This is a genomic window from Bacillus sp. 01N45 (assembly GCF_056399205.1).
In genome coordinates this window covers 351,960-375,428 of record NZ_JBFTQW010000004.1, presented here as the reverse complement: position 1 = coordinate 375,428, position 23,469 = coordinate 351,960, and the positions used below count along the sequence as shown (strand labels likewise).

19 protein-coding genes are annotated in these 23,469 nt (G+C 34.1%); 17 read left to right on the top strand and 2 right to left on the bottom strand.

The genetic code is table 11. The features are described from left to right. The first annotated feature begins 1 nt into the window (after position 1). The 6 genes from AC1DMU_RS12360 (at position 2) to AC1DMU_RS12335 (ending at position 8,640) form a co-directional block, all read left to right on the top strand. A complete protein-coding gene (locus AC1DMU_RS12360) occupies positions 2–679 on the top strand; it encodes a response regulator transcription factor (protein WP_001044675.1) in 678 nt (225 codons plus the stop codon). Positions 680–881: 202 nt separating this feature from the next. Beyond that, the gene (locus tag AC1DMU_RS12355; RefSeq protein WP_046957742.1) at positions 882–2,123 is read left to right on the top strand and encodes a S1C family serine protease; all 1,242 of its coding nucleotides are present in this window, start codon (positions 882–884) and stop codon (positions 2,121–2,123) included. Between the two features lie 79 nt (positions 2,124–2,202). Then, positions 2,203–2,616 carry a CoA-binding protein gene (locus AC1DMU_RS12350; RefSeq protein ID WP_048565897.1) on the top strand — a complete coding sequence of 138 codons (414 nt, stop codon included), beginning with the start codon at positions 2,203–2,205 and terminating at the stop codon, positions 2,614–2,616. A gap of 374 nt (positions 2,617–2,990) precedes the next feature. After that, the gene (gene parE / locus AC1DMU_RS12345) at positions 2,991–4,955 is read left to right on the top strand and encodes a DNA topoisomerase IV subunit B (RefSeq protein ID WP_001062189.1); all 1,965 of its coding nucleotides are present in this window, start codon (positions 2,991–2,993) and stop codon (positions 4,953–4,955) included. A 1-nt stretch (position 4,956) separates the two neighbouring features. Further along, on the top strand, positions 4,957–7,380 hold the full coding sequence (gene parC / locus AC1DMU_RS12340) for a DNA topoisomerase IV subunit A (protein WP_001147486.1): 2,424 nt from the start codon (positions 4,957–4,959) through the stop codon (positions 7,378–7,380). A 228-nt stretch (positions 7,381–7,608) separates the two neighbouring features. Next, positions 7,609–8,640 (top strand): oxidoreductase, encoded by a 1,032-nt coding sequence (locus AC1DMU_RS12335; RefSeq protein ID WP_088064186.1) that lies wholly within the window; start codon positions 7,609–7,611, stop codon positions 8,638–8,640. 56 nt (positions 8,641–8,696) lie between these two features. Here the strand turns inward: AC1DMU_RS12335 and AC1DMU_RS12330 are convergent, their stop codons facing one another. Beyond that, on the bottom strand, positions 8,697–9,140 hold the full coding sequence (locus AC1DMU_RS12330; protein ID WP_088064185.1) for a VOC family protein: 444 nt from the start codon (positions 9,138–9,140) through the stop codon (positions 8,697–8,699). 59 nt (positions 9,141–9,199) lie between these two features. On the opposite strand from AC1DMU_RS12330, the gene AC1DMU_RS12325 reads away from it, so the two are divergent. After that, positions 9,200–10,168: a helix-turn-helix transcriptional regulator gene (locus tag AC1DMU_RS12325; protein ID WP_215558944.1), complete on the top strand. Its 969-nt coding sequence runs from the start codon at positions 9,200–9,202 to the stop codon at positions 10,166–10,168. 94 nt (positions 10,169–10,262) lie between these two features. Here the strand turns inward: AC1DMU_RS12325 and AC1DMU_RS12320 are convergent, their stop codons facing one another. Then, positions 10,263–10,883, bottom strand: coding sequence for a TetR/AcrR family transcriptional regulator (locus AC1DMU_RS12320; protein ID WP_142291795.1), 621 nt, complete (start codon positions 10,881–10,883; stop codon positions 10,263–10,265). Positions 10,884–11,020: 137 nt separating this feature from the next. Here AC1DMU_RS12320 and AC1DMU_RS12315 point away from each other — a divergent pair, with 137 nt between their 5' ends. From AC1DMU_RS12315 to AC1DMU_RS12270, 10 genes are all read left to right on the top strand, one after another. Continuing rightward, positions 11,021–11,914 (top strand): ABC transporter ATP-binding protein, encoded by an 894-nt coding sequence (locus AC1DMU_RS12315; RefSeq protein ID WP_088064182.1) that lies wholly within the window; start codon positions 11,021–11,023, stop codon positions 11,912–11,914. After that, on the top strand, positions 11,907–12,713 hold the full coding sequence (locus AC1DMU_RS12310) for an ABC transporter permease subunit (RefSeq protein WP_088064181.1): 807 nt from the start codon (positions 11,907–11,909) through the stop codon (positions 12,711–12,713). Before AC1DMU_RS12315 ends, AC1DMU_RS12310 begins: the two co-directional genes overlap by 8 nt. Before the next feature lie 50 nt (positions 12,714–12,763). Further along, entirely contained in the window at positions 12,764–13,135 is a 372-nt protein-coding gene (locus tag AC1DMU_RS12305) for a VOC family protein (RefSeq protein ID WP_088064180.1), read from the top strand. Between the two features lie 127 nt (positions 13,136–13,262). Continuing rightward, on the top strand, positions 13,263–13,796 hold the full coding sequence (locus AC1DMU_RS12300; protein WP_088064179.1) for a sigma-70 family RNA polymerase sigma factor: 534 nt from the start codon (positions 13,263–13,265) through the stop codon (positions 13,794–13,796). Positions 13,797–13,808: 12 nt separating this feature from the next. Next, entirely contained in the window at positions 13,809–14,807 is a 999-nt protein-coding gene (locus AC1DMU_RS12295) for an anti-sigma factor (RefSeq protein WP_088064178.1), read from the top strand. A gap of 17 nt (positions 14,808–14,824) precedes the next feature. Next, a complete protein-coding gene (locus AC1DMU_RS12290; RefSeq protein ID WP_088064177.1) occupies positions 14,825–15,862 on the top strand; it encodes an LCP family protein in 1,038 nt (345 codons plus the stop codon). Between the two features lie 205 nt (positions 15,863–16,067). Beyond that, entirely contained in the window at positions 16,068–17,330 is a 1,263-nt protein-coding gene (locus AC1DMU_RS12285; RefSeq protein ID WP_088064176.1) for a dicarboxylate/amino acid:cation symporter, read from the top strand. Between the two features lie 348 nt (positions 17,331–17,678). After that, positions 17,679–19,391: a peptide ABC transporter substrate-binding protein gene (locus tag AC1DMU_RS12280; protein WP_046954582.1), complete on the top strand. Its 1,713-nt coding sequence runs from the start codon at positions 17,679–17,681 to the stop codon at positions 19,389–19,391. Positions 19,392–19,730: 339 nt separating this feature from the next. Beyond that, on the top strand, positions 19,731–21,437 hold the full coding sequence (locus tag AC1DMU_RS12275; RefSeq protein WP_088064175.1) for a peptide ABC transporter substrate-binding protein: 1,707 nt from the start codon (positions 19,731–19,733) through the stop codon (positions 21,435–21,437). A 304-nt stretch (positions 21,438–21,741) separates the two neighbouring features. Continuing rightward, positions 21,742–23,448: a peptide ABC transporter substrate-binding protein gene (locus tag AC1DMU_RS12270; protein ID WP_048565906.1), complete on the top strand. Its 1,707-nt coding sequence runs from the start codon at positions 21,742–21,744 to the stop codon at positions 23,446–23,448. The last annotated feature ends 21 nt before the right edge of the window (positions 23,449–23,469 follow it).

Sequence of the window (23,469 nt, the reverse complement as noted above, 5' to 3'; positions counted from 1 at the left end):
TATGAATAAAACAGTATTACTTGTTGAAGATGAAAGAAGATTACGTGAAATCGTTAGTGATTATTTTCGTAATGAAGGCTTTGAAGTAATCGAAGCAGAAGACGGAAAAATAGCGTTAGAATTATTTGCAGAGCATGAAATTGATTTAATTATGTTAGATATTATGTTACCAGAAATAGATGGATGGTCTGTTTGTAGACGAATTAGAAAAGAATCAGCAGTACCGATCATTATGTTGACAGCACGTTCAGATGAGGATGATACACTACTAGGGTTCGAATTAGGTGCAGATGAGTATGTAACGAAACCTTTCAGCCCGAAAGTGTTAGTAGCTCGTGCGAAGACGTTATTGAAACGCGCGGATGGTGTGGTAGGAGTAGCGGAAGAAAATGCTATGTCTTTAGCTGGAATAGAAGTGAATCGTCTATCTAGAACCGTTTTAGTAGATGGAGAAGAAATTATATTGACACATAAGGAATTTGAACTTCTTGTTTATTTAATGGAGAACAAAGGAATTGTGTTGTCACGTCAACATTTATTAGATCAGTTATGGGGATATGATTACTACGGTGATGACCGAACGGTTGATACTCATATTAAAAAACTACGAAATAAGCTAGGAGATAAAGCGAAGCATATCGGTACTGTTATTCGAGTGGGTTACAAATTTGAAGAATAACCTTTAAATTACTATGCGTTTTGGCTTTGGGATATAGCAAATTTATACTCTCTTTTGTAGGTGGAATGTACAAAAAATACTTTTCTTGTCTACAATGTTAGATAAGAGTATTTTTTTAATTGGATTTCACGATGAGTTCACAAGAAGGACACAAAACGTGACTATACTGAAAATACGAATTCACCAGAGAGGGGAAGTAAACATGGGATATTACGACGGACCAAATTTAAATGAAGAGCATAGTGAAACGAGAGAAGTGAGAAAATCAGGTAGTAAAAAAGGTTATTTTTTCACAGGTTTAGTCGGAGCTGTAGTTGGGGCTGTCACAATTAGTTTTGCGGCACCATATATGCCATGGGCTCAAAATAATGGAGCGGCTGTATCATCATTCAGTTCGGATTCAAAAGTTGAAGGTACTGTAGTTCCTGTTGTCAATAAAGCAAAAAATGAAACTGATTTACCTGGTATGATTGAAGGCGCGAAAGATGTTGTTGTAGGTGTTATTAATATGCAACAAAGTGTTGATCCATTTGCAATGCAACCGACAGGCCAAGAGCAACAAGCTGGCTCAGGATCAGGTGTTATTTATAAAAAAGCAGGAAATAAAGCGTATATTGTAACGAACAACCATGTAGTAGATGGAGCGAATAAACTTGCTGTAAAACTAAGTGATGGTAAAAAGGTAGATGCAAAACTTGTAGGGAAAGACCCTTGGTTAGATTTAGCGGTTGTAGAAATTGATGGATCTAATGTAAATAAAGTTGCCACTTTAGGTGATTCAAGTAAACTTCGTGCGGGTGAAAAAGCGATTGCAATTGGTAACCCACTAGGGTTTGATGGAAGTGTAACGGAAGGTATTATTAGTAGCAAAGAACGTGAAATTCCAGTAGATATCGATGGCGATAAGCGTGCAGATTGGAATGCTCAAGTTATTCAAACAGATGCAGCAATTAACCCAGGTAATAGTGGTGGTGCGTTGTTTAACCAAAATGGTGAAATAATTGGGATTAATTCAAGTAAAATTGCACAACAAGAAGTTGAAGGAATTGGATTTGCTATTCCAATTAATATTGCAAAGCCAGTTATTGAATCACTTGAAAAAGACGGAGTAGTGAAACGTCCAGCTCTTGGAGTAGGTGTCGTTTCATTAGAAGATGTGCAAGCTTATGCAGTAAATCAATTGAAAGTACCGAAAGAAGTAACAAACGGCGTTGTATTAGGTAAAATTTACCCAATATCACCTGCAGAAAAAGCTGGTTTAGAGCAATATGATATTGTAGTATCATTAGATGATCAAAAAGTAGAAAATTCACTTCAATTCCGTAAATATTTATATGAAAAGAAAAAAGTAGGCGAGAAAGTAGAAGTTACATTCTATCGTAACGGTCAAAAAATGACGAAAACAGCTACTTTAGCAGATAATTCAGCTACAAAGAATCAATAATTGAAATAAAAGAAAGTCTCTTTCATATTGAAAGAGACTTTCTTTATCGGCTATACTAAAGGAATAGGAGGGATAAATTATGACAATTGAAAACCCAACTCGTACGGAAATTGGTGAAGTATTAAAGAAAAGCAAAACGATTGCAGTTGTTGGATTATCGGATAAGCCAGAACGTACATCGTATATGGTTTCAAAAGCAATGCAAGATGCTGGGTATCGCATTATTCCAGTAAACCCAACAGTAGATGAGGTGCTTGGAGAAAAAGCAGTTTCTTCACTAAAGGATATTAAGGAACATGTTGATATTGTAAATGTATTCCGTCGTTCAGAATTTTTAATGGATGTTGCGAAAGAGTTTGTAGAGATTGATGCAGATGTTTTTTGGGCACAATTAGGAGTACAAGATGAAGATACATATAAACTTTTGCAAGAAAAAGGCTATACTGTAATAATGGATCGTTGCATTAAAGTAGAACATGCGATGACAAAATAGTATAGGTTTTAAAGAGAGAAAGATTGATTCAGCCCTCTTTATAAATAAGTAGGGCCGATGAACGAGGTGTTCATCATGAGATTTTTTAAAGGCTGTTTTTGGAGATTGTTACTTGTTATCCCATTTTGGATATTGATCATTTGGATCATGATAAAGGTTTGGAATGTATAATCTTGGCATACATATCCATTTCTCGTTGACAAACGATTATTTTTCTGAAATAGTAGCCTAGAGGAATCCTTGTGAAAAAACAAGGATTTTTCTATTGAAAATGGTATATAAAAGAGATAAGATAACTTGCCAAAACTATAGTCGAGGCGTTATTCTATAATAGAAACATATGTTCTGATTTGATTAGGAAAGGGGCAAGGAGTTTGGCAAAGCATCAGTTCCAATATAATGAAGATGCAATTCAAGTGCTAGAAGGACTTGAAGCCGTTCGAAAACGCCCGGGTATGTATATCGGGAGTACGGATAGCCGTGGATTGCATCATTTAGTATATGAAATAGTAGATAACTCCGTTGATGAAGCGTTAGCGGGATTTGGCGACGAAATTTCTGTCGTAATACATAAAGATAATAGTATTAGCGTTATTGATAAAGGGCGAGGAATGCCTACGGGAATGCATAAACTTGGGAAACCTACACCTGAAGTTATTTTAACTGTACTTCATGCCGGTGGTAAGTTTGGTCAAGGTGGCTATAAAACAAGTGGTGGTTTACACGGTGTTGGGGCATCAGTTGTAAATGCCTTGTCAGAATGGTTAGTAGTGACGATTAAACGTGACGGAAATATTTATGAACAACGCTTTGAAAATGGTGGTATTCCTGCAACGACACTGGAAAAGATCGGGAAGACGAAAGAGTCTGGTACGACAATACATTTTAAACCAGATACAACGATTTTCAGCACAACAAATTACAATTACGAAACATTATGTGAAAGATTACGTGAATCTGCATTCTTATTAAAAGGGATGAAAATCTCAATAAAAGATGAGCGAAATGATTTAGAAGATGTCTTTCATTATGAAACAGGAATCGAAGCTTTCGTTTCATACTTAAATGAAGAAAAAGATTCAATCCATCCGGTTGTATATTTTACTGGTGAACAAAATGGAATTGAGGCAGAGCTAGCTTTTCAATTTAACGATGGCTACTCAGAAAATATTCTTTCGTTTGTAAATAATGTACGTACAAAAGATGGTGGAACACACGAAGCTGGGTTTAAGACAGCAATGACTCGTGTGTTCAATGAGTATGCTCGTAAAGTATCGTTATTAAAAGAAAAAGATAAAAACTTAGAAGGTACAGATATTCGTGAAGGTGTAGCGGCTATCGTTTCTGTACGTGTACCAGAAGAAGTACTTCAGTTTGAAGGGCAAACGAAAGGGAAACTTGGTACAAGTGAAGCTCGTTCTTCAATTGATGCAATTGTATCTGAGCATTTAGCTTACTTTTTAGAAGAAAACCCGGATGTTGCTACACTTCTTGTGAGAAAGGCAGTTAAAGCAGCGCAGGCACGTGAGGCTGCTCGTAAAGCGAGAGAAGAAGCGCGTACTGGTAAAAAGAAAAAGAAATCAGAAGGTACATTAAGTGGTAAGTTAACACCAGCACAATCACGTAACCCGCAAAAAAATGAACTGTACCTAGTAGAGGGTGACTCTGCGGGTGGTTCCGCGAAACAAGGTCGAGACCGACGTTTCCAAGCGGTATTACCGTTACGTGGTAAAGTAATCAATACAGAAAAAGCAAAACTTGCTGATATCTTTAAAAATGAAGAAATTAATACAATCATTTACGCTATTGGCGGTGGTGTAGGGAATGAATTCGCTGTTGAAGATATTAACTACGATAAAATTGTAATTATGACCGATGCTGATACAGATGGTGCGCACATTCAAGTATTGTTACTAACGTTCTTCTACAGATATATGAAACCACTTATCGAAGCTGGCAAAGTATTTATTGCACTTCCTCCTTTATACAAAGTAAGTAAAGGAAAAGGTAAGAGTGAAGTGATTGAGTATGCATGGTCTGATGAAGAATTAGATGGTGTAACAAAAAAGGTCGGTAAAGGCTACATGCTGCAGCGCTATAAAGGACTTGGCGAAATGAATGCAGACCAATTATGGGAAACGACGATGAATCCTGAAACACGTACGTTGATTCGTGTGAAAATTGACGATGCATCAAGAGCGGAGCGCCGAGTTACGACATTGATGGGTGATAAAGTAGAACCTCGCCGTAAATGGATCGAACGAAATGTACAATTTGGTATGCAAGAAGAAGGAAACATTTTAGAAAATGAAATGATTATGGAGACGGAGGTGGAATAACATGCAGGCAGAGAAGTTTCATGACCTCCCGCTTGAAGACGTGTTAGGTGACCGCTTTGCACGTTATAGTAAATATATTATTCAAGATCGCGCGCTTCCAGATGCGCGTGACGGTTTAAAACCGGTGCAAAGACGTATTTTATATTCTATGTATGTAGAAGGAAATGTACATGATAAAGCATTTCGTAAATCAGCTAAAACAGTTGGTAATGTTATTGGTAACTACCATCCACACGGTGATTCCTCTGTATATGAGGCGATGGTACGTTTAAGTCAAACTTGGAAAGTACGTAATGTTTTAGTTGAAATGCATGGTAATAATGGTAGTGTGGATGGCGATCCAGCAGCGGCAATGCGTTATACGGAAGCAAGATTATCACCAATTGCATCTGAGTTATTACGTGATCTCGATAAAGAAACAGTGGAATTTGTGTCAAACTTCGATGATACGAGTGAAGAACCTGTTGTACTTCCAGCGATGTTCCCGAACTTATTAGTGAACGGATCGACAGGAATTTCAGCTGGTTATGCAACAGAAATTCCTCCGCATCACCTTGGGGAAGTAATTGATGCGACGATGATGCGTATTGATAAGCCGAATAGTACTGTTGATGATTTATTAACAGTTATGAAAGGACCAGATTTCCCGACAGGTGGTATTATTCAGGGGATTGATGGTATCAAAAAAGCGTATGAAACAGGAAAAGGTAAAATTATTATTCGCGGAAAAGCTGAAGTTGAAACAATCCGTGGTGGGAAGCAACAAATCGTTATTACAGAAATTCCGTATGAAGTAAATAAAGCGAACCTGGTTAAAAAAATGGATGAATTACGTCTAGATAAAAAACTAGATGGAATTGCTGAAGTACGTGATGAGACAGATCGTACAGGTCTTCGCATCGTAGTAGAGTTAAAAAAAGAAGTAAATGCTGAAGGTATTTTAAATTATTTATATAAGAACACAGATTTACAAATTCCATATAACTTTAATATGGTAGCGATAAATAATCGTCGTCCGACACTTATGACATTACCTAAGATTTTGGATGCGTATATTGGGCATCAAAAAGAAGTTGTTACGAGACGCTCACAATATGAATTAAGAAAAGCAGAAAACCGTCAACATATTGTAGAAGGTTTAAAGAAAGCATTATCGATTTTAGATGAAGTGATTGAAACAATCCGTGCTTCTAAGGATAAACGTAATGCAAAAGATAATTTAAGTACGAAATTTGGATTTACAGAAGCGCAATCAGAAGCAATTGTTTCGCTGCAACTATATCGTTTAACGAATACAGATATTACGGCGCTAGAACAAGAAGCAGACGAGCTTAATAAGAAGATTATAGAGTTACAGTCAATTTTACAAAGTGAAAAAAGACTTCTTCAAGTTATTAAAACAGATTTGAAGAGAGTCAAGAAAACATATAGTGATGATCGCCGTGCTATTATTGAAGAACAAATTGAGGAAATTAAAATCGATGTGGAAGTTATGATTCCGCAGGAAGATGTCATCGTTACTGTAACGAAAGAAGGATATGTGAAACGAACAGGTTGGCGTTCACATAATGCATCGAACGGAAAAGACTTCGGTATGAAAGAGGGTGACATCTTACTGGAGCGATTCGATACGAATACGACAGAGACAGTCCTCTTATTTACGAATAAAGGAAACTATATATATCTGCCAGTATATGAAATGCCAGAAATTCGTTGGAAAGATTTAGGTCAACACGTTGCGAATCTCGTTTCACTCGAGCGGGATGAAATGATTATTTGGGCGACCGTCGTACCGAATTTTGAAGAAGAAAAACGATTTATCGTATTTGTTACACGAAATGGTATGATTAAGAAAACAGAATTAAACCAATATAAAGTTCAGCGTTATTCAAGAGCGTTCGTCGCTGTGAATTTGAAAAAAGATGATTATGTTGTAGATATATTTGCAACAGATGGAACGAGTGATATTGTTCTTGCAACCTATGGTGCATATGCACTTATTTTCCATGAAGATGAAGTAAGTCCAGTCGGTGTAAGGGCCGCTGGTGTAAAAGCAATTAACTTAAAAGAAGATGATTATGTCGCTTCGGGTAAACCTTTAAATGGTGACAAAGATCAACTTATTCTTGTTACGCAGCGAGGTGCTGTAAAACGTCTAAAAGCATCAGAAATTGAGAAATCAACGAGAGCGAAGCGAGGTCTTGTTATTTTTAAAGAGTTAAAACGTAATCCATACCGTATTGTCGGTATTGAAATTGTTCGAGATGATGAACTAGTATATATGAAGACTGAGAAACATATTGTAGAAGAAATTGATCCGAAAGCGTATCGAAATAAAGACCGGTATAGTAACGGTAGTTTAGTACTAGATGTTAATGATACTGGTGAAGTTATTGAAACGTGGACAAAAAAACGACCGGAGTAAAAAAGCATCTTGCTATGAATAATGGCAAGATGCTTTTTTCTAGGCAAATTATTATGTAAATAATAATAATCTTGTTATAATAACTGAATGAAATCGTTCTCATAAAGTGGAACTTTAATCAATCGGACTTTTACGAGCAGTTGATTCCTCAACTAATTTCTTTGCTTTCGCTGAATTTTGAGGTAGGAATCTTACTGTCCGTTAAAGCGGGACAGATGGAGGGGCAACATGGAAAAAATAGGTGTAGGCATTGTAGGATTTGGATTTTCTAGTACAACATTTCACATCCCATTATTACAAACGATAGAAGAATATGATATTCGTGCTATTTTATCTTCAAAAGAAGAACTAGTGAAGCAAGCATTACCAAATGCTGAAGTTGTTGGCACAATTGAGGAATTAGTAAATCGTGCTGATATTGACTTAGTGGTCATTACTTCACCGAATACAACTCATTTTCCATATGTAAAAGAAGCAATTTTACATGGTAAGCATGTAGTTGTGGAGAAGCCATTCGTTGTTTCAATTGAAGAAGGCGAAGAACTAATTTCATTAGCAAAACAGCATAATGTGGTGTTAAGCGTGTATCATAATCGCCGTTTTGATAATGATTTCTTAACGATAAAGAAATTGTTAGAAGAAAATAGAGTAGGGAATCTATACGCATATGAAGCGCATTTCGATCGTTTTCGCCCGAATGTACGTGATCGCTGGAGAGAAAAGAATTTACCAGGATCAGGTATACTGTATGATTTAGGATCGCATTTAATTGACCAAGCATTATCATTATTTGGGAAACCAGATGCGATAAGTGCAGATGTAATCAAACAACGACCAGGTGCAGAAATTGATGATTACTTCCATGTTATACTTCACTACGGTGTTAAACGTGTCACTTTACATAGTAGCAGTTACGTAAAGCAAGAAGGTCCACACTTTACACTGCATGGAGATAAAGGTTCTATCGTGAAATACGGTATGGATTCACAGGAAGAACAATTAAAAAATGGAATGAAGCCAGGCGATAACGGTTATGGAGTAGATGCTGAAGAGAATTTTGCTACTTTACATACGGAAGAAAAGCTAGAGCGTATTCCAACAGAAGTTGGCTGTTATGACATGTATTATAAAGGTGTAAGAGATAGTATAGTAAATGGTGAGAAACCACCTGTAACAGCACAAGAAGGCTTAGAAGTTATTCGACTTATTCAATTAGCGATTGAAAGTAGTGAAACCGGTAGAGTCATCACTATAAAGTAAAAAAGACACGAATTTCGTGTCTTTTTTATTAGGAATATGTGAATATGGATAACTATTTAGTTTAATCGTTTGTCATACATTAACTGGATTTGTATGCCGTAAGGATCTTCAATAATCCCATATGCTTCACTAAATATATTTTTTTCTAGCGGAGAGATTATCTTCACATGCTTATCGGAAATTAAATTATTATAAAACCTTTGTATTTCTTCTAAATTAGCGCTTTGAATGCAAAGTGACATGTTATTTCCAACGTTATAACGTTCATTAGGTTTCATTGTATCTTCTGCAATCATTAGCTTTGTATTCCCAATTTGTAAAACAGAGTGAGCAATATGATCTTGATTTTCACTTGTAATTTTAAAGGAACGATCTCTTTTGGCCAGTTCTCCATACGTAACAATCATTAACTGCTTAGCTTCTAAATTGCGTGTATAAAAATTAATTGCCTCCTTTGCATGCCCATTCATTGAAAGAAAAATAGCTATTTCTAATGTCATAAATATATAACTCCTTTATTAGTTAATAATTATAATATAGACTAAAAAGGTTTCAATACATGACACCTTTTTGGGAGGGAAATATGAAAAAAACGGAACGAATAAATGATATGCTTATTTACTTAAATAATAAAAGATATTTTAATTTAAAAGATTTAATGGTTAGATATGATATTTCTAAAAGTACAGCGTTGCGAGATATTCAATCATTGGAAGAAATAGGTGTACCAATATATTCTGAACTGGGTAGAAATGGAAGTTATAAAATTATAGAAAATAGTGTGTTATCGCCAATTTATTTTAGTGTGGATGAAATGTATGCGTTATACTTTTCGATTCTTACGCTAAATGGATACAAGACAAAACCATTTAATGTAGAAAGTATTGCGCTTGAAAATAAATTTAAACATGTATTACCTGATAATGTGAGTGAAAATATTTCAATCATGGAAAGAACGCTTTCTTTTGAAGTAACAAATCATAGTAATTTTAGTCCGTTCTTAAAAGAAATTTTACAGGGGATTTTTGCTGAGCGAGTTTATCATTTAACATATTTAAAAAAAGATGAGGAAAAAGTATTGGTTGCCCAATTTATTCGAATAGAATCTAAATTTGGCCAGTGGTATGCTAAAATCTTTAATTTTGAGACAAATAATGTTCAAATAATTAGATGTGATAAAATTCTTTCTATTGAGGAAACAAGCAATACGAATCCAAAAAATCTTGAAGAGTTGTTAAGTTATCTTACAACTTTTCACAGAAAGCCGGATGCAATTGATTTTCGTGTCATTGTTAATCAAAAAGGAAAAGATATTTTTGATAAAGAGAATTATCCTTCCATGAGGATACAAAAAGAAAATGAAAATTATAGTATAACAGGCTATTTTAACAAACAAGAAGTTGAGTTTATTTCAAGTTACTTTCTGAATTTCGGTGAAACAATTATCTCAATTCAGCCAGTTATGCTAAAAGAGTTAATCTATAATAAGGTATTATCTATAAAGCAGCATTTAACTGCTTTAAGATAAAGTTAGTTTTAATCATTTTATTGACATGAAAAAGCCCTTGAGATTTAAATATCCAAAGGGCTTTTTTTGTGATGGTATTTGTTCTTTAGAAACATTATTTTTCTGGGACGGACAGTCCATAAAAGAACATCGTAACGATATCTTGTATATGTTTTTCGCGATCTCCTTCAAGAAGCTGAGCCCCGAAATCATCACCTAGTTTAGTGAACATTTGAATGTATAGTAACATCATTTCTTTAGTAAGGTGAGGGTTAATTTCATTTTTTTGCTGTGCTTGTTCTAGTATTTCTAAATACCAAGGCAGGATTCTTTCGTTTTGATAACTATAAATAAACTCTCGGAGCTCTTCATCTCTTTGCATCATTTGTAGTAACATATCCGGCTGAAATAACCCACCAGTATTCATTTTTCTTACAATCATTTTTTGCATCATCTCATGAAAAGGTAATTTTTCCTCTGCAAGATCTTTATAATATTGAAATTCAGATATGATAAAGTCTTGTATAAGCTCTCTAAATAATGCATCTTTACTTCCGAAATGATTATAAATGGTAACTTGAGAAACATTTGCTTTTTTTGCAATATGTTCTATTTTCACTTCATTAAATCCACGTTCTGAAAATAATAAGAAAGCCGCCTCTTTAATAGCGCGTTTTTTCTTTTCTTTTACTCTTTCAAAGCCGTTCAATGCAATCACCTCAATTAAAATATACAAGAAAAAATAATGGAAAACAATAATTTTGAAATATGGACATATAAATATTTCAAAAATTTGTTGCGAATATGAAAGATGAGGAGTACAATAATTTTGAAATATCACATATTAAATATTTCAAAAAATGAGGTGGAATTATGATTTCAGTTCAAAATGTCACAAAACAGTTTTCAAATGGAAAAGGTTTGTTTCATATTACATTTGATGTAAAAGAAGGGGAAGTATTTGGTTACTTAGGACCAAATGGTGCTGGGAAATCCACAACAATTCGCAATTTAATGGGATTTATAAAACCGACAGCTGGTAAAGCGACAATTTTTGGATTAGATTGCTGGGATGAAGCAGCGAAAATTCAAAGAGAAGTTGGTTATTTACCAGGAGAAATTTCTTTTATTGAAGGAATGAACGGATTAGAGTTTTTAAAGTTAATGCAAGGAATGCGCGGGTTAAAGGATATGAAAAGACGAGATGAATTAATAGAACGTCTACAATTTGATGTGAAAACACCGATTCGAAAAATGTCTAAAGGAATGAAGCAAAAAGTAGGAATTGTTGCTGCTTTTATGCATGATCCGGAAGTGTTAATTTTAGATGAACCAACATCAGGACTCGATCCACTTATGCAGCAAGTGTTTATCGATTTAATATTAGAAGAAAAGCAAAGAAGGAAAACAATCCTTATGTCATCGCACATTTTTACTGAGATTGAGAGAACTTGTGACAGAGTGGCTATAATTAAAGATGGTCGCCTTGTAACGGTTGAAAATATTCATGATTTACAAAGCTTGAGACGACAGGTAATAGATGTAACCGTATCATCGCAAGAAGAGATTGAATCTCTTACACAATGTAATTTGCAATTTGAAGCGGTGAAAGGTAGAGAAGCATCGATTATTGTGCAAGGAAACTATCAAACTGTTTTACAAACACTTTCAAACTATAATGTAACGGCGCTTCAAACGAGAGCAATGGATTTAGAACATTTATTTATGCATTATTACGATAAGAAAGAAGGGGTAAAGCATGAATAAGCAATTGTTTTTAGCTAGTTTGAAAGAAACACAAAAAAGTATTTTGAGTTATGCAACTGGTGCAGCTCTATATTTATGGTTATTAATTTGGATCTTCCCTTCAATGGTATCAGCGAAAGGGTTAAATGAATTAATAAGTGCTATGCCTGATAGTGTGAAAAAAATTGTTGGAATGGAAAGTCCGATTCAAAACGTAATGGATTTTTTAGCTGGCGAATATTATAGTCTATTGTTTATTATCATATTAACAATTTTTTGTGTAACAGTTGCAACGCATTTAATTGCTCGTCATGTAGATAAAGGAGCGATGGCATACTTGCTAGCAACACCTGTATCTAGAGTGCAAATTGCAATCACGCAAGCGGCTATTCTCGTATTAGGGCTACTAATCATAGTAACTGTTACGTATGTAGCGGGTATAGTAGGTGCAGAGTGGTTTCTACAAGATAATAACTTAAATAAAGAATTATTCCTGAAGATAAATATAGTCGGTGGGTTAATATTTTTAGTCGTTAGTGCGTATTCATTTTTCTTTTCTTGTATATGTAATGACGAAAGAAAGGCACTTAGCTACTCAGCAAGTTTAACTATTTTATTTTTCGTAACGGACATGGTAGGTAAATTAAGCGATAAGTTAGAGTGGGTGAGAAATATATCATTATTTACGCTATTTCGTCCGAAAGAAATTGCTGAGGGAACATATAATATATGGCCAGTGAGTATAGGTTTAACTACTGGAGCACTTTGTATTTTCATAGTAGCAATTGTAGTGTTTAGAAAGAGGGATTTACCGTTGTAAAGTAGAAAGTCCACTGAGAAAGTGGGCTTTTTTTGATGAGGAGGAAACGAATGAATCATTTGTTCCGGGTTAAGCTATATGTAAATGATATTGAGAAGTCATTATTGTTTTATGAAGAAGTAATTGGTTTACAGTTGTATAAAAGAAGTATGCATGCAGCACGCTTTAATCACGATCAGTTTTCTCTGTTACTAGCTACTGATTCAACATTGAGTGAAAATCACTATTTTTACAATCGAAAAGACATGAAGGGGAATGGCTTTGAACTAATTGTTGTTGTCAATCGGATTGAAGAAGTATATGAACGTTGTAAAGAGAAGCGATGCACAATACAAGAAGAAATTCAAACTTATCCGTGGGAGATGCGGGGATTTAAAGTTGTCGATCCAGATGGATATTTCCTTAGAATTACATCTGAGTAAAGGTAAACATGAAGAATGTTTACCTTTTTTTATGGAAATATTCAAAAAAATGAACCTTTTTCTAGGCTCATCCGTCTAATACATGTAAAGTTAAATTTGAAGTGAGGATGAAACAGGAGGAGCAATTGTGAAAGTAATCCCTTTATATAAAATGATTGTAAAAGAAGAAACCGATGTTTCCTTAGCGAAAAAAGGTGATCATGAAGCGTTTATGGCGCTTATACATACAGAAAAAATGAAGATGTATCGTATTGCAAAGGCTATGTTACGTGATGAGACAAATATAGAGGATGCGATACAGGCAACAATTTTAAAAGCCTATGAAAATATAAAAAAATTAAAGAAAGAAGAGTTTTTTCAAGCTTGGTTAATTCGAATTTTGATAAATGAGTGTAACAACATTATTAGATCATACAAAAAGATAATGGTAATAGAAGAAAATGATTACAATATGAGTGCTTGTGATCAGTATGAAGATATAGATTTGTGTAATGCGATTCAATCATTACATGAAGGGTTAAGAGCGGTTACGGTGCTTTTTTATTATGAAGATATGAATCAAGAAAGTATAGCGAAGCTTTTAGAAGTGCCAAAAGGAACAGTGAAATCGAGATTGTCACGCGCGAGGGAACAATTGCAAAAGCGATTAAAGATGGAATAGGAGGTGTATAGGATGGATAACGAAAAATTATTTGATGAGAAAATAAAAAAGAGAATAAAAGAAGAGAATGTTATAGTACCACCAGAGTTAAATGAAAAGATTAATCGTACACTACATAATCTTCCGGTAAAAAAGAAAGGTTACAGAGTTTATATGATGGCTATAAGTGCTGCGGTTCTAACACTGTCCATTGTGTCTATGTCGGAGTTTTCTGATCAAATTTTTGCTCAAAATGGTGGGGTATTTGAATATGTAAAGAAAAAGGCGTTTTCTGATTATGAAAATGAAGAAGAAATAAAATCGAACGTAAACTATCCAGATAAAGAAAAGATTCATGAAAAGATGCTGGATTCCATTGATCATTTTAAAAATATTTCAGGACAATTTGAGGAATATTCTAGTTCGTCAAGAATCGCTACAACATACAAATATGCGATTGATACGGAGCAACAAAGAGGTATCTCTTCGAAAGAAGATAAGCTAACGAAAAAACGAACAATTATATATAACGAGGGCAAGAAAAAAGAATTTGATGATGAGAAGTATACATATAGAGAGACAAAATGGAGCCCGAAGGAAAGAAACTATGAACTATTAAAATTAAATCCTACGGAAAGATTATTGAGAAAATCAGGTGAAAAGAAACGATATGATGACGAATATGTGGGATTTGCGAAGTATAGTATGCAATCAGAATTTGCTGAGCTATTAATCCGATATAAAGATTGGAATTATAAAGAAACGAAGTATCTTGGACTTGATTGCTACAAAATAGAAGGGACAATAAACATAGAAATGCCTGTAAGTACATCTGAAGATTTAAGAGGGAAATTTGAAATGGTTGTAGAGAAAAATACGGGGATTATGCTAAAGTTCCTTAGTTTCCACGAAGGTATGATTCAATATTCGATTACAACTGAATGGATACAAATAAACAAAGGGTTGAAAGAGAATGTATTTCAAAAGGATAGTACTAATTATGAAAAATTGAAAAATATATTAGATGAATAGAAAACGGAGGGAACGATATGGAGAATACCTCTTCTTCAAGAGAAAAGAAAAATAAAAGAAAATATAAAAAGACAACGATAATAAGTGTCTTGTTAGCAGTATTACTATTTGGCGGAGTTGGATATGGTACTTATGTATATACGAAAACTTCTAATCTCGTACAAAAGTCTAGTTTAAATTTAGCGCGTGGTGAAAAATCACATTTACGTGAGGAAACTGTAAAGCCAATTGCAAACAATGTTTCACTTTTAATTATGGGAATTGATGAAAATCAAGAACGACAAAAGGAGTATAATGGTGCTTTCCATACAGATGCACTACTGTTAGCTACTTTTAATAAAGATGATAAGACAGTGAAATTAACGAGCATACCACGTGATACATATACATATGTTCCAGTTGAAAAGAAAAAAGATAAAATAACGCATGCATATGGAAGTGGTTTCGTTAAAAATGGTAAAGATGGAGGACCGCAAGCTTCAGTGGAAGCAGTAGAAAAGTTGTTACAAGTGCCTGTTGATTATTTTGTGAAGTTTAATTTTAATTCATTTACTAAAATTGTTGATGGATTAGATGGAATTGAAGTAAATGTCCCAGTTGAATTTACGGAGCAAAATAGTAAAGATGAACCTGACGCAATCCATTTGAAAAAAGGACTACAAAAATTAACAGGGGAAGAAGCACTTGCACTGGCAAGAACGCGTCATATTGATAGTGATGCAATGAGAGGTCAGCGCCAACAACTTGTTATTGAAGCGATGTTAAGTAAATTAAAAAGTGTAGGCTCGATTACGAAGCTAGAAAAAATAGTTGAGGCGATTGACGGCGATTTTAAAACAAATTTAGTAATGGATGATATTTTATCTTTTTATAAATACGGTTTAAATGGTTCAGTTGAAAAGATTCAATTAGGCGGAGATGATTTATATTTACCTAACGGTCCAAATGGGCAACGTGTATATTATTATAACCCTAATAAAAAAGATCTACAGAGTTTGAGTAATACGCTTAGAACACATCTAGGATTAAGTGAAAAGCAGATTGAGGAGAATTAAAGCAGGCATAATGTCTGCTTTTTTATTACGTTTAATAGTATGGTATTTAAATTCAAATATTATATACTATTTTCAAATTATTGATAATAGTGTAACATAATTATGTGGTTTAAGTTAAATAGCAGGGGGGCTATTACATAAAATACATCATTAGCAATTATTGAAATCGTATGGGAGAAATGAACGAAACAGGGGAGTATTAAAAATGAGAATTGTAAAGAATTTAACATTCCAAGTTATTGTGGCAATTATTTGTGGTATTGCAGTAGGGGCAATTTTGCCTAGTGTTGGACAAGAGATGAAGCCAATTGGTGAAACATTCATCAATATGATTAAAATGGTTATTGCACCGATAATCTTTTTAACGATTGTGCTTGGTATTGCAAGTATGGGAAGTATGAAAAAGGTAGGTCGTGTTGGTGGTAAGGCACTATTATATTTTGAAATTGTTACAACAGCGGCTTTAATTATTGGTATCATCATAGCGAATGTTGTACGTCCCGGAGATGGATTAGATCCTTCGAAACTAAAGGGCGGAGATGTTTCACAATATGTACAAAGCGGGCAAGAAATGAAGTGGATGGATTTCTTTTTACATATTGTACCGTCTAACATGTTTGAAGCATTTGCAAAAGGTGATATTTTACAAGTTCTGTTTTTCTCCATTTTATTCGGTGCAGGGTTAACAATGCTCGGGAAAAATGGACAACCGGTTATTGACTTTTTTGAAAGATTATCAAAAGTATTTTTTAATATTTTATCTATTGTTATGAAGTTAGCGCCGGTTGGAGCATTCGGCGGGATGGCGTTTACAATTGGTAAATATGGTTTAAGCACGCTCATACCACTTGGTAAATTAATGATTTGTGTATATGCAACAATGGCATTATTTGTTTTTATTGTTTTAAATTTTATTTGTAAACTGTACAAATTTAGTTTGTGGAAATATTTAGCTCACATTAAAGAAGAATTACTCATTGTTCTCGGGACATCATCATCAGAATCAGTATTGCCGCGAATGATGACAAAGATGGAAGACTTCGGATGTTCGAAGCCGGTAGTAGGTTTAGTCATTCCGACTGGGTACTCTTTTAATTTAGATGGAACGACAATTTACTTATCTATGGCTACTATATTTTTAGCTCAAGTCTTTCACGTCGATCTTTCACTAGGTCAACAATTAACTATAATAGCTATTTTATTAGTTACATCTAAAGGAGCAGCGGCAGTAACAGGCGGGGGATTTATTGTATTAGCCTCTACTTTGTCAGCAATGAATGTTATTCCATTAGAAGGGTTAGCACTATTACTTGGTGTAGATCGTTTCATGTCAGAGGCACGTGCTATCGTCAATTTAATTGGTAACGGTATTGCGACTGTAGTTGTTGCAAAAAGTGAAAATGAATTTGATGAAGAGAAGTATACGAGAGTAATAGAGGAAATGAAAAAAAAGAAAATGGCCGGATAAAAAAGTTAGCAAAGCTGACTTTTTTATTTTTGTAGAAAAGAGGTTTGTTACGATATACATTATTTATTAACAATAATTTACAAGTGTTTTATAGCGAAGGGATATAAAGACTATTAAATCAATACATAGAATTCAATGAGGTATAGTGTTTTAAAAGATTATGGAATTTTTATGAATATTACTGTAAAAAAATAATTTTTTAAAAATTTTCAATAATAACACTTTACAAAACTCAAAAAATTAGTAGAATAATAGTTAATAAGAATCTTCTGATAAATATATAAAGAAAAATAGAATTATCAGAAAATTCTTAAATGAGAGCGTTAAGAATTAGGGAGGGTACAGAAAGTGAAAAAGAAAAAAATGAAAAAACTAACAGCGGTTGTAGCACCAGTTTTAGCAATGAGTATGGCATTAACAGCATGTTCTACATCAGGTGGAGATAAGAAGACAAGCACAAACTCTAGCTCTGGCGGAGATAGCAAATCAGAAGAAAAATTAGCAGCGAAACAAGTATTAAATCGTACTGAAACAAATGAAATTCCAACGATGGATACTTCTAAAAATACAGATACATTAGGTTCTCAAATTTTGGGGAACACAATGGAAGGTTTATACCGTTTAGATAAAGATAATAAACCAATCCCAGCTGCGGCAGAATCAAGCACGAAGAGTGAGGATGGTAAAAAATATACATTCAAATTACGTAAAGATGCAAAATGGTCAAATGGTGATCCAGTAACAGCAAAAGATTTCGTATTTGCATGGCAACGTTTATTAGATCCAAAAACAGCTGCTGAGTATGCATTTATTGCATTCCCAGTCAAAAATGCAGAAGCGGTTAATAAAGGTGAAAAACCTGTAACGGAACTAGGAGTAAAAGCAGTAGATGACCTTACTTTAGAAGTTGAATTAGAACAAGCAGTACCATACTTCTTAAACTTAGTAGCATTTCCATCGTACTATCCATTAAATGAGAAGTTCGTGAAGGAAAAAGGAGATAAATACGGTTTAGAGTCTGATACAACAGTCTATAATGGACCGTTCGTTCTTACTGATTGGAAGCATGAGCAAGGATGGAAACTAAAGAAAAATGATCAATATTGGGATAAAAAGACTGTAAAACTAGATGAAATCAACTATAGTGTAGTAAAAGAAGTAGCTACAAAAGTAAATTTATATGATACAAATGCAATTGATTTTGCACTTCTATCAGGTGAATTCGTTGATAAGTATAGAAACAATAAAGAAGAGTTTGGGACTTATTCACAAGTAAGTACTTACTTTATTCGTATGAACCAAAAACGTGGTGGACAAGATACACCATTAAAGAGTCAAAAATTACGTGAAGCAATTGCCTACTCTATTGATAAGAAAAATTTAGCAAATGTTATTTTAAATGATGGATCTAAACCTGCGGACTTCTTAGTGCCGAAAGGATTAGCAACTGGACCAGACGGTAAAGATTTCCAAGAAACATTTAAAAACGGTATTAAACCAGATGCGAAAAAAGCAGCTGCTGCATGGGAAGCAGCGAAAAAAGAACTTGGAAAAGATCAAGTTACAATTGAGCTATTAAACTATGATACTGGTAATGCGAAAAAAGTTGGAGAATATGTTAAAGATCAAATCGAGAAGAATTTAAAAGGTGTAACAGTTAATATTAAACTTCAGCCGTTCAAGCAAAAACTAAAATTAGAAACAGAGCAAGATTATGATATTTCATATGGCGGTTGGAATCCAGATTATGCGGATCCAATGACATTCTTAGATATGTTTGAGTCTAAGCATTCTCATAACCAAATGAGCTTCTCTGATCAGAAGTATGATGAAATGATTAAAAAAGCTGGCGGAGAATTAATGGGCGATGCGAAGAAACGTTGGGAAGAGCTAGGACAAGCTGAGAAATTGCTTCTTGAGAAAGATGTAGCAATTGTACCTTTATACCAACGTGGTGATGCATACGTTCAAAAACCAAATACAAAAGGCATCGTTCACCATAACATTAGCCCAGAGTATAGCTTCAAGTGGGCATATATGACTGAAAAAGATGGAAAATAATTTTTAAATAGTGGTTTTATCTTTAAGTGGATATATGCAAGTTCCTTATCTTATTCTTGCATTGAGAATCTCGCTGTCCACAATAGAAGGATAAAATAATAGAGCATTCCAAAGGTAGATTCTTTACTTTTGGAATGCTTTTTATTATGAGATTAAATGTAAAAAATAATGGATATAAGGTTGCTATTGTGAAAGGAATAATTTTTAGAATATTTTAAAAATAACTTTACAAAACCAGAAAAAATAGTAGAATATTAATTAATAAGAATTTTCTGATAACTAATTATTAGGAAATTACTCAAATCTAGTTTCGTACATATAATTGGGGAGGGTACAAAAATGAAGAAAAAGATGAAAAAGTTCACGGCGGTTGTAGCGCCAGTTTTAGCGATGAGTATGGCGTTGACAGCGTGTTCTGGATCAGGTGGGGAGAAGAAAACAACTACGACGTCTAATGGTGGTGGGGAAGAGAACAAATCCGAAATTAAATACGCAGCAAAACAAGTATTAAATCGTACAGAGAATCAAGAAATTCCGACGATGGATACTTCTAAATCTACTGATACGTTAGGGTCACAAATTTTAGGGAACACGATGGAAGGATTATATCGTTTGGATAAAGATAATAAGCCAATCCCAGCTGCTGCAGAATCTAGTACGAAAAGCGAGGATGGCAAAAAATATACATTTAAATTACGGAAAGATGCAAAATGGTCGAATGGTGATCCTGTAACAGCGAAAGATTTCGTATTTGCATGGCAGCGCTTACTCGATAAAAATACAGCGTCAGAATACGCATTTATTGCTTACTATATTAAAAACGCAGAAGCAATTAATAAGGGTGAAAAACCTCTAACAGATTTGGGGGCAAAAGCGGTAGATGATTATACACTAGAAGTAGAATTAGAAAAGCCAGTACCATATTTCTTGAATTTACTAGCATTCCCGTCATACTATCCGTTAAATGAAAAATTCGTAAAAGAAAAAGGCGATAAGTACGGTTTAGAAGCAGATACAACTGTGTATAACGGGCCGTTCGTGATGTCTTCATGGAAACATGAACAAGGATGGCAGCTAAAGAAAAATGATAAGTATTGGGATAAGAAGACTGTGAAATTAGAAGAAATTAACTATAGTGTAGTAAAAGAAGTTGCGACGAAAGTAAACTTATATGATACAGGATCAATTGATTTTACATTACTATCAGGAGAATTTGTAGATAAATATAAATCGAACAAAGATGAGTACGGTGAGTATTCAGAAGCAAGTACATTCTTCTTACGTTTAAATCAAAAGCGTAACGGACAAGATACACCGTTAAAGAGCAAAAAGCTTCGTGAAGCAATCGCATTATCGGTTGATAAAAAAGGGCTGGCAAACGTTATTTTAAATAATGGTTCAAAAGCAACGGATCAATTGGTTCCAAAAGGGCTGGCGACAGGACCAGACGGTAAAGATTTCCAAGATACATTTAAAAATGGTCTGAAATATGATCCGAAAAAAGGTGCAGCAGCATGGGAAGCAGCGAAAAAAGAACTTGGAAAAGATCAAGTTACAATTGAATTACTAAGTTATGATGATGGAACTGCGAAAAAGATTGCTGATTATGTAAAAGATCAAATTGAGAAAAATTTAAAAGGTGTAACGATTAATACAAAAATTCAGCCGTTCAAACAAAAACTAAAATTAGAGACTGCACAAGATTATGAAATTTCTTATGCAGGTTGGAGTCCAGACTATGCGGATCCAATGACATTTATTGATATGTTTGAATCGAAGAGCCCATATAACCAAATGAGTTATTCAAATGCAAAATACGACGAAATGGTACAAAAATCAGGGAATGAATTAATGAGTGATGCGAAGAAACGTTGGGAGACGTTAGGGAAAGCAGAAAAATTATTCCTTGAAGAAGATGCAGGGTTAGTTCCTTTATATCAAACAGGAAGAGCGTATGTAATGAAACCGAATGTAAAAGGAATTGTGAAACATAACATTAGTCCAGAATATAGCTTTAAGTGGGCTTATGTAACGGAAGGGAAATAGGAAAAAAGAGCGTTAAAAAATATATTATTTATTTTTTTAACGCTCTTTTACTATTCAATTAAATTTAAATAAATAGAGAAGAATAAGAAAAGTGGTACTTACATATAGTAGATGGGGGAGAATTCGTATAGTAGTAATAGATTGTTATTGATTTAAATAAATTAATTATTATGAATATTCTTTAAAAATACTTTACAAATCGCGAAAAGTTAGTAGAATGATAATTAGTAATAATTTTCTGATAATTTAAATTTGAAATCTCTCAAAGTTAGTTTCGTACATATAAATTGGGGAGGGTACAAGAATGAAGAAAAAGATGAAAAAGTTTACGGCGGTTGTAGTGCCAGTTTTAGCGATGAGTATGGCGTTAACAGCGTGTTCTGGATCTTCTGGTGGGGAGAAGAAAACGACAACGACATCTAATAATGGTGGAGAAGAGAAGAAATCTGATATTAAATATGCGGCAAAGCAAGTGTTAAATCGTACAGAAACGAATGAAATTCCGACGATGGACACTTCAAAAAGTACGGATACACTTGGGGCACAAATTTTAGGGAATACAATGGAAGGTTTATATCGCCTTGATAAAGATAATAAGCCAATCCCTGCTGTGGCAGAATCTAGCACAAAAAGCGAGGATGGTAAAAAATATACATTTAAATTACGGAAAGATGCAAAATGGTCGAACGGTGATCCTGTAACAGCGAAAGATTTCGTATTTGCATGGCAACGTCTAGTAGATCCAAAAACAGCTGCTGAGTATGCATTTATTGCTTACTATCTTAAAAATGCAGAAACAATTAATCAAGGAAAAGCAGAAGTAGCTACATTAGGTGTAAAAGCGGTAGATGATCATACGCTTGAAGTTGAACTAGAAAGACCAGTACCATATTTCTTGAATTTAATGGCATTTGCGTCATACTATCCATTAAATGAAAAATTCGTAAAAGAAAAAGGAAATAAATTCGGTTTAGAGTCTGATACAACAGTATATAACGGACCTTTTGTTCTTACTGATTGGAAGCATGAGCAAGGTTGGAAATTGAAGAAGAATGAGCAGTATTGGGATAAAAAGACTGTAAAACTAGATGAAATTAACTATAGTGTAGTAAAAGAACCAGCTACTAGAGTGAATTTATATGATACAGGTGCAATTGATTTCGCAATTTTATCAGGAGAATTTGTTGATAAGTATAGAAATAATAAAGAGGAATTTGGAGCATATTCAGAAACAAGTACGTTTTACTTGCGTCTAAATCAAAAGCGTGGTGGGCAAGATACACCGTTAAAGAGCAAAAAGCTACGTGAAGCAATCGCATTATCCATTGATAAGAAAGCTTTAACGAATGTTATTTTAAATGATGGTTCAAAACCAGTGGATTATTTAGTACCAAAAGGTTTAGCGAGTGGACCAGACGGTAAAGATTTCGCAGAAACGTTCAAGAATGGTTTAAAACAAGATTCTAAAAAGGCAGCAGCAGCATGGGAAGAAGCGAAAAAAGAGCTTGGAAAAGATCAAGTAACAATTGAATTGTTAAATTATGATACTGGTAATGCGAAAAAAGTTGGGGAGTATGTAAAAGATCAAGTTGAAAAGAATTTAAAAGGCGTGACAGTAAATATTAAACTGCAACCATTTAAGCAAAAACTAAAATTAGAATCAGACCAAGATTATGATTTTTCATATGGTGGCTGGAATCCAGATTATGCGGATCCAATGACGTATCTTGATATGTTTGAAACGAAAAATTCTCAAAACCAGATGAGCTACTCAAATTCAAAATATGATGATATTATTACTAAAGGTAAGACAGAATGGATGGCTGATGCAAAAAAACGTTGGACAGAGCTAGGGAAGGCAGAGAAATTGTTACTTGAGGAAGATGTAGCACTTGTACCTTTATATCAAAGTGCTAAATCATATGTTATGAAACCGAATGTAAAGGGAATTGTGAAACATAATATTAGTCCGGAATATAGTTTCAAATGGGCGTATGTAGAAGAGAAATAAAAAAGAGAAGAGCATTTTCAA

Bases quoted from the DNA above. Each gene is read 5' to 3' on its own strand.
- AC1DMU_RS12360 (WP_001044675.1), top strand. From the start codon at position 2: ATGAATAAAACAGTATTACTTGTTGAAGATGAAAGAAGATTACGTGAA.
- AC1DMU_RS12355 (WP_046957742.1), top strand. From the start codon at position 882: ATGGGATATTACGACGGACCAAATTTAAATGAAGAGCATAGTGAAACG.
- AC1DMU_RS12350 (WP_048565897.1), top strand. From the start codon at position 2,203: ATGACAATTGAAAACCCAACTCGTACGGAAATTGGTGAAGTATTAAAG.
- parC (WP_001147486.1), top strand. From the start codon at position 4,957: ATGCAGGCAGAGAAGTTTCATGACCTCCCGCTTGAAGACGTGTTAGGT.
- AC1DMU_RS12335 (WP_088064186.1), top strand. From the start codon at position 7,609: ATGGAAAAAATAGGTGTAGGCATTGTAGGATTTGGATTTTCTAGTACA.
- AC1DMU_RS12330 (WP_088064185.1), bottom strand. From the start codon at position 9,140: ATGACATTAGAAATAGCTATTTTTCTTTCAATGAATGGGCATGCAAAG.
- AC1DMU_RS12325 (WP_215558944.1), top strand. From the start codon at position 9,200: ATGACACCTTTTTGGGAGGGAAATATGAAAAAAACGGAACGAATAAAT.
- AC1DMU_RS12315 (WP_088064182.1), top strand. From the start codon at position 11,021: ATGATTTCAGTTCAAAATGTCACAAAACAGTTTTCAAATGGAAAAGGT.
- AC1DMU_RS12310 (WP_088064181.1), top strand. From the start codon at position 11,907: ATGAATAAGCAATTGTTTTTAGCTAGTTTGAAAGAAACACAAAAAAGT.
- AC1DMU_RS12305 (WP_088064180.1), top strand. From the start codon at position 12,764: ATGAATCATTTGTTCCGGGTTAAGCTATATGTAAATGATATTGAGAAG.
- AC1DMU_RS12295 (WP_088064178.1), top strand. From the start codon at position 13,809: ATGGATAACGAAAAATTATTTGATGAGAAAATAAAAAAGAGAATAAAA.
- AC1DMU_RS12290 (WP_088064177.1), top strand. From the start codon at position 14,825: ATGGAGAATACCTCTTCTTCAAGAGAAAAGAAAAATAAAAGAAAATAT.
- AC1DMU_RS12285 (WP_088064176.1), top strand. From the start codon at position 16,068: ATGAGAATTGTAAAGAATTTAACATTCCAAGTTATTGTGGCAATTATT.
- AC1DMU_RS12275 (WP_088064175.1), top strand. From the start codon at position 19,731: ATGAAGAAAAAGATGAAAAAGTTCACGGCGGTTGTAGCGCCAGTTTTA.
- AC1DMU_RS12270 (WP_048565906.1), top strand. From the start codon at position 21,742: ATGAAGAAAAAGATGAAAAAGTTTACGGCGGTTGTAGTGCCAGTTTTA.